The following is a 5643-nucleotide window of genomic DNA, read 5'->3' on the forward strand; positions in this document are numbered from 1 at the left end:
AGTTCCCATTTCCCATACTCTTCGCCATTCCAGTTTGAAAGAAATGAGCGCAAAATTCACATGTTTTCATATTCGTTTATTTATAATAATTTATACAACTCCAAAACAGCCAAAGTGTCTAATTTGCAATAGGCGAGCATGTTTTTTCTTTTTTGCTCATATTCTTCTTTATTTATAGAGCTAGATAAATTTCGATACACATCCATCGCTGCCATACCATGTTGTATATCTAAATCTTGATAGGAAAGTTGAGGTAAAAAAGTAGGTAAAACCGTTTTTAAAGACCACGTATTTTGGGTAGCTGCTGTTTTATATACCTTCTAAAAACAATTCCTAAATCTACCAACCTATCAATTATTAACGCTAATTCTTTGGTGTATTTAGGGAAATCTCTAATTAACTGAGTAATCATAGTTTTTTCGAAACTAGAATACATTAAAATTTTACCCATGTTACTGTCCTGTTTCAAATCTTTAATCATTTGTATAATTAATCTTTCTCTCGGATCATCAGTTTCGTTTCCTAAAAATTCAAAATGAATAGGTTTAGAATTTGCATCTTTCTGATAATGTAAACTATATTGAAATGTAATCTGTTGATAAGGTCTTGAATTATCGTACTTAGGAACCCCATGTTGTATACTCTCAAAATCTAAAGAGTAAATTGGGTATGGATTGTCAGTTAAAAACAGTTCAATCCCTTTTGTGTTTTTATAATCAACTTTCGTAGATAATTTAGGTTCATTTTCCCATTCTTCTAAAATGGGCTGATTCTCTTTTAAAGTAAGGCAATAATTTGCAAATTCACATGCATACGGTTTTGTACAATGTTCACCAATTAAAACAGTAGGTTCTTCATGCTGATAAACTTCTAAAAAAGTTGCAATGTTTTCTGGTATTTCAGGTAAATAAGATTGGATTCTACTAAAAACACTTTCATAGGTAAATAATTCTCGTGGAATAATTTCTCCTTGTTTTATGTAATCTCTATTAAAATACATAATAGAAATATCTGCTATTTCAATGCCTGCATTTGTCATGACAAAATATTGAATAGCAGCATCTCTAATGTGTTCTGGCTTTGCAGAATTGGTGCTTTTAACTTCAAAAGCATGCCATTTTCCATCAATTTGATGTAGAATATCAAGAGCGACCAAGGTACTTTCAGCAGCAAAAGTAGCTTCGTAGATGGTTGTAACTCCGCTTGCAATTAATTCTTTAGTTCTTGTTATTGATTTGGAATTTGCATAATCATCAACCAAAGCCAATTTACCGTTAGGAAAATATTGTTGCGCCAAATCTCCTGCTGTATTTCCAACACTAAAAACTTGTTTTGTACTTTCGGAATAGAATACCTCCTCTTTTTTATATTTGTTTAACCAAAGTGCTTTTTGGCACTTTAAGCCTTTTAAATACCTAGATTTTGATAGCATATTTTTTTGTTTTTCTTTCTTTATAAAATTACCATAATTATTGTAAAAATGAGTTATGACTTCCTTAAAATTGTTACCTGATTATTTTTTATTTAGACAGATTTGTGAACCTTCTAGAACTTCATTTACATCATAGTCTTGTTGGTATAATTGTTTTAAATGGTTTCTATAAAATAGGTGACTACCATCTTTAATAAATGCTATTTTTTTTGAGCTATAGGTATTTATAAAATCTTCTAAATCTGTTTCTTTTAGAAAAGTGTGCTCGCTTAAATAGTTAGAAACTTCTAACAATAATTTCTTCTCTTTAGTTAAAGATTTCAATGCTATTGAAGCAATTTATACTGCTTTAAACCAAAATGTAAAATCGGCAGATGTAACACAAATTATCATGGAACTGCAAGATATTGTGAGTGATAGTATCGTTATAAAAGAGACAGCCGTAAATGAAGATGAAGAAGATGTTTATGTAGATTTATCTTCTTTAGATTTCGATAAATTGAAAGCCGTATTTGCAAAAGCACCTCGTAAAAATACCATTGTTTTTAATTTGCAAGAAGCCATTGAGCAGCAGTTAGAACAAATGATGAAAGAGAACCCATTACGGATAGATTTCTATGAGCGTTATAAAGAAATTATAGACGAGTACAACCAAGGAAAAAGTTTAGAAGACACCATTAAAACTTTTGACAACTTAAATGATTTTATAAAAGATTTGTCTTTTGAAGAACAACGTGCCGTTAGAGAAAATTTACCAGATCAAGAAACGTTAGCTATTTTCGATTTGCTAAAAGAAGGAAAAGAATTGACTACAAAAGAACTAAAAGAAGTTAAAAAAGTAGCTGCTAAAACTTTAGATATTTTAAAATCTGAAAAACTTAAGGTTGAAAACTGGAGAGAAAGCAGACAAGTAAAAGCACAAGTTAAAAGTACTATTTATGATAACTTATTGTATTTGCCAGAAGATTTTTATAATGATGAAGAAGTAGGTTTAAAGACAGCGAGTGTGTATCAGCATATTTATACTAATTATTAAGGAAATAGCAAGAGTGTTTATAACCAACAGATTGCTTGATAAATCCGAATAACATAAAGTGTTTCTATTTAATTAGGTAGATTTTATTGAAGCAATAAAAGCAGAGTTGGTTTTTAAAGTACGTACAGAAAAAAGGTATTGGCCTTTAAATCAAAATGAAATTCATTTTAATAATAACAAACCAAAACTCAGTTTTTGCAAAAGAGCAAAACCCAAGTCTTTTGGTTTGTTTCCCACTCCTTTAAATTTAGAACTTGAATAATCTAAAAGTACTTATATTTTAAAGCTTATTTTTTGCATACCCAAATACAACAGTAAAAAGGAATTAAATTACCATTGTCACGAAAACACAAAGGCAGAACTAGTAAGGTACCATGTAATAGTATTGAAACAAACCAAGGACATCGCTATCAAAATATTTCAACGGTTATTCAAGAAATTAATAAGTTAGAAATCGCCAATAATATTTCGTGGTAAAAAGATCTACAGAATTGATTAAATACTTATATTTAGATATTAATTTTTTTAAAAAAAACTATGAATTTATTTAAAATATTAGCCAATGGAGAAGGGCGAATAAACGAAACAAATGTTTCCGCTTTTTTGGGGTATTTGTTGGATCCAAATGCGAACCATTCGTTGGAATATGAGTTCTTGAAGCGCTTTTTAAAAAATATAGTAAAAGAAGAAGACTTTATAGTAGAGGGGTATGACTATCAAATATTTTTTGAACCAGGTTTTATTAAGGATGGAAAAAAACAAAAAGTAGATATCGTTGTTGTATGTACTGAAACTAATAAAGGTGAAGGTTCAGAAAGTAAAGTTAAAAACTATATTGGTAATCAGAAGTCCATTAAGAAAGTTTTTCTAATTGAAAATAAAATCCTAGTAGGCTCAATAACTAAGAATCAGATTAATAATCAGTATGTCTATTTCGAACACGAGTTTGGTAAAGGGGATTTCGATGTATATTCTATTTATGTGACCCCAAATGATGAAAATTTTGAGAAAGAATTTAATGAAAACTTAGAAAACCCAAACGTGACTCATGTTTTATGGAAAAATAATAAGACTAAAAACTCCATAAAAAACATTTTAATGGATATCGTAAAGAAAGAGGGTAATGCAGAGATTGAAGCAATTAACGAGTACACCAGACACACTTTAAAATCTTTTATTCAATTTATTGAAACAGATTTTAAATCTGAGAAAGAACTTAAGAAAAGTAGAAGAACTGATGGGGTTTATACAAAGGATGAAAAGTTATTAAATTCAGAATCAAATATTGAAGGTAAATTAAAGTTGGTTAAAGAGGAATTAGAGGGGGGGATTCCAAGCCTAAGAGTAGGAGATCCAAATTTAAGTCGTCCAAAAAACCCTGAACTAGTGGTTTTTATTGGAGATATTTTGATCACTATTAATGCCGGCTATAAAGCTAGGAATAGAGTTAAATTGTGTTATAGAGTGAATCCAGAAAAAGAAAATTCAAAAGCAAGTTTAGAGCAACTTGCAAAAACTATGAGCTTAATTTTAAAGGAACCAAATAATGAAAAGATGAGTTATTGTTATACCGAAGAAATGAATAAGGCTATTCCAATTGACAGTTATAATGAAATTATTCTTGCTATTAAAAAGGCTATTGAAAATATAGAAAACGTTTTTAAACTTAAGTTATAAAAAAACAACTTTGAGTGCTATTGGAGTCATTCTATTAAGTATAATCCTATCTTTTAAAAACTTAAAAACCGTACAAAAAAAAACAAAATAGAATTCGTTAGCATTTTCCTAAAATAAAAGGTGCTAACGAATCTGTTTTATTCGGCTAATTGGGAGTAGCTTAAATCCATCTCTTTTTGAAGTATATTTAAGAATCTCTTGTCTAATTATCCAAATTGCGAAAGTCATTAATTGGAATTTGCACTCTGTATCATATTTCATTATTGCATTAATAAACCCTTTTTTAGCCTTCGATTGAATGATTTTATGCTCTTTATTGGACAATTCATCACTATATTGAAGTACAACCATTTCTATAATGTGTCCATAGAAATTATAAAGTTCATTTAGAGCCTTTCTATCTTTGTTGTGGGTGATTTTATAAATTAAATCCTCTTCTTTTTTAGCCTCTATTTTCTTAAACCCCCAGTTTTTAATAAGAAACTTGTAGACAGTCATCCAATTTTTAAACTCTCCTTTTCCATAGAAAATATGTTTCCCTTCAAATTTACTGACACCATTCGCTCTTCTATCATCAATTAAATAATCTCCTTTATTAAGATGTTTATGATGAGATAGTATCAGTCTTTTATGACCTATTTTTGGTAAATATTTTTGAACCCATTGTAATTTGTCAGTCCATGCAGAAGGGTTGTTCCAAGGTGGGGTAGATAAAATGTAAATTTCATAGTACTTATATAGTTCCGTAATAGCTTCAATCCCGTTTTTTGTTGGCTTCATTAAACTAAAGATTCCAGGAACCTCATCTAAACGATTTTCATATGCATGTTTAGTTTCTTCTGATAGTTGATTGATCGCGCTTTGAAAATCTACCAATACCCCATCCATGTCTACATATAATATTTTTTTATTCATCTCTAAAATTTAAATTAATAAGATAAATGTACAAGAGTTGTTCGTCAAATTGTGTCGAAGGTGTTTTTATTTTATCGAATCCATAAAATATTTTACAATTTATAAGTTAACTAGACTCAATTTTTTACCTTGTTACTATACAAATAAAGTAACCTTAGCTATTTTCGATTTATTAAAAGAAGGAAAAGAATTTACTACAAAAGAACTAAAAGAGGTTAAAAAAGTAGCGGATAAAACTTTAGATATTTTAAAAAGAGAAAAACCAAAAGTTAAAAATTGGAGAGAAAGCAGACAAGTAAAAGCACAGGTTAAAAGTACTATTTATGATAATTTAGAGTATGTTACTAGAACATTTTTAGAATGTTGAAGAAGTAGGTTTAAAGACGGCGAGTGTGTATCTGCATATTTATACTAATTATTATGGAAATAGAAAGAGTGTTTATAATCAACAAGCTAGTTATGTGAATTAATATTTTTCTCTTCTGTAACCTTTTTTAAACTCACCACAAGTATCAATTTTTCTTTTAATAGCACTTGGTTTTGCAGCTCTTATGCCTTGTTCATTTCTTGCAACACCAATACT

Annotated in this window: 6 protein-coding genes; 3 read left to right on the forward strand and 3 right to left on the reverse strand. The window is 29.1% G+C overall.

Annotation, left to right across the window (positions count from 1 at the left end; translation table 11 throughout):
* Positions 1-277: 277 nt before the first annotated feature.
* Together MPF19_RS18575 and MPF19_RS18580 are read right to left on the reverse strand one after the other, a co-directional pair.
* Positions 278-1432, reverse strand: a complete 1155-nt coding sequence (locus MPF19_RS18575) for a DUF2779 domain-containing protein (RefSeq protein ID WP_249989775.1) — start codon at positions 1430-1432, stop codon at positions 278-280.
* Between the two features lie 81 nt (positions 1433-1513).
* Entirely contained in the window at positions 1514-1756 is a 243-nt protein-coding gene (locus tag MPF19_RS18580; RefSeq protein WP_249989776.1) for a hypothetical protein, read from the reverse strand.
* A gap of 67 nt (positions 1757-1823) precedes the next feature.
* On the opposite strand from MPF19_RS18580, the gene MPF19_RS18585 reads away from it, so the two are divergent.
* Complete coding sequence (locus MPF19_RS18585; protein WP_249989777.1) at positions 1824-2468, forward strand: DUF3387 domain-containing protein; 645 nt, start codon at positions 1824-1826, stop codon at positions 2466-2468.
* A 537-nt stretch (positions 2469-3005) separates the two neighbouring features.
* Entirely contained in the window at positions 3006-4145 is a 1140-nt protein-coding gene (locus tag MPF19_RS18590) for a PD-(D/E)XK nuclease family protein (protein WP_249989778.1), read from the forward strand.
* Between the two features lie 123 nt (positions 4146-4268).
* Here the strand turns inward: MPF19_RS18590 and MPF19_RS18595 are convergent, their stop codons facing one another.
* Positions 4269-5060 carry a 5' nucleotidase, NT5C type gene (locus tag MPF19_RS18595; RefSeq protein ID WP_249989779.1) on the reverse strand — a complete coding sequence of 264 codons (792 nt, stop codon included), beginning with the start codon at positions 5058-5060 and terminating at the stop codon, positions 4269-4271.
* A gap of 49 nt (positions 5061-5109) precedes the next feature.
* Here MPF19_RS18595 and MPF19_RS18600 point away from each other — a divergent pair, with 49 nt between their 5' ends.
* Positions 5110-5427 carry a hypothetical protein gene (locus tag MPF19_RS18600; RefSeq protein WP_249989780.1) on the forward strand — a complete coding sequence of 106 codons (318 nt, stop codon included), beginning with the start codon at positions 5110-5112 and terminating at the stop codon, positions 5425-5427.
* The last annotated feature ends 216 nt before the right edge of the window (positions 5428-5643 follow it).

This window comes from Polaribacter sp. Z014, from assembly GCF_023555435.1.
Lineage (GTDB): Bacteria > Bacteroidota > Bacteroidia > Flavobacteriales > Flavobacteriaceae > Polaribacter.

Bases quoted from the DNA above. Each gene is read 5' to 3' on its own strand.
- MPF19_RS18575 (WP_249989775.1), bottom strand. From the start codon at position 1,432: ATGCTATCAAAATCTAGGTATTTAAAAGGCTTAAAGTGCCAAAAAGCA.
- MPF19_RS18585 (WP_249989777.1), top strand. From the start codon at position 1,824: ATGGAACTGCAAGATATTGTGAGTGATAGTATCGTTATAAAAGAGACA.
- MPF19_RS18590 (WP_249989778.1), top strand. From the start codon at position 3,006: ATGAATTTATTTAAAATATTAGCCAATGGAGAAGGGCGAATAAACGAA.
- MPF19_RS18595 (WP_249989779.1), bottom strand. From the start codon at position 5,060: ATGAATAAAAAAATATTATATGTAGACATGGATGGGGTATTGGTAGAT.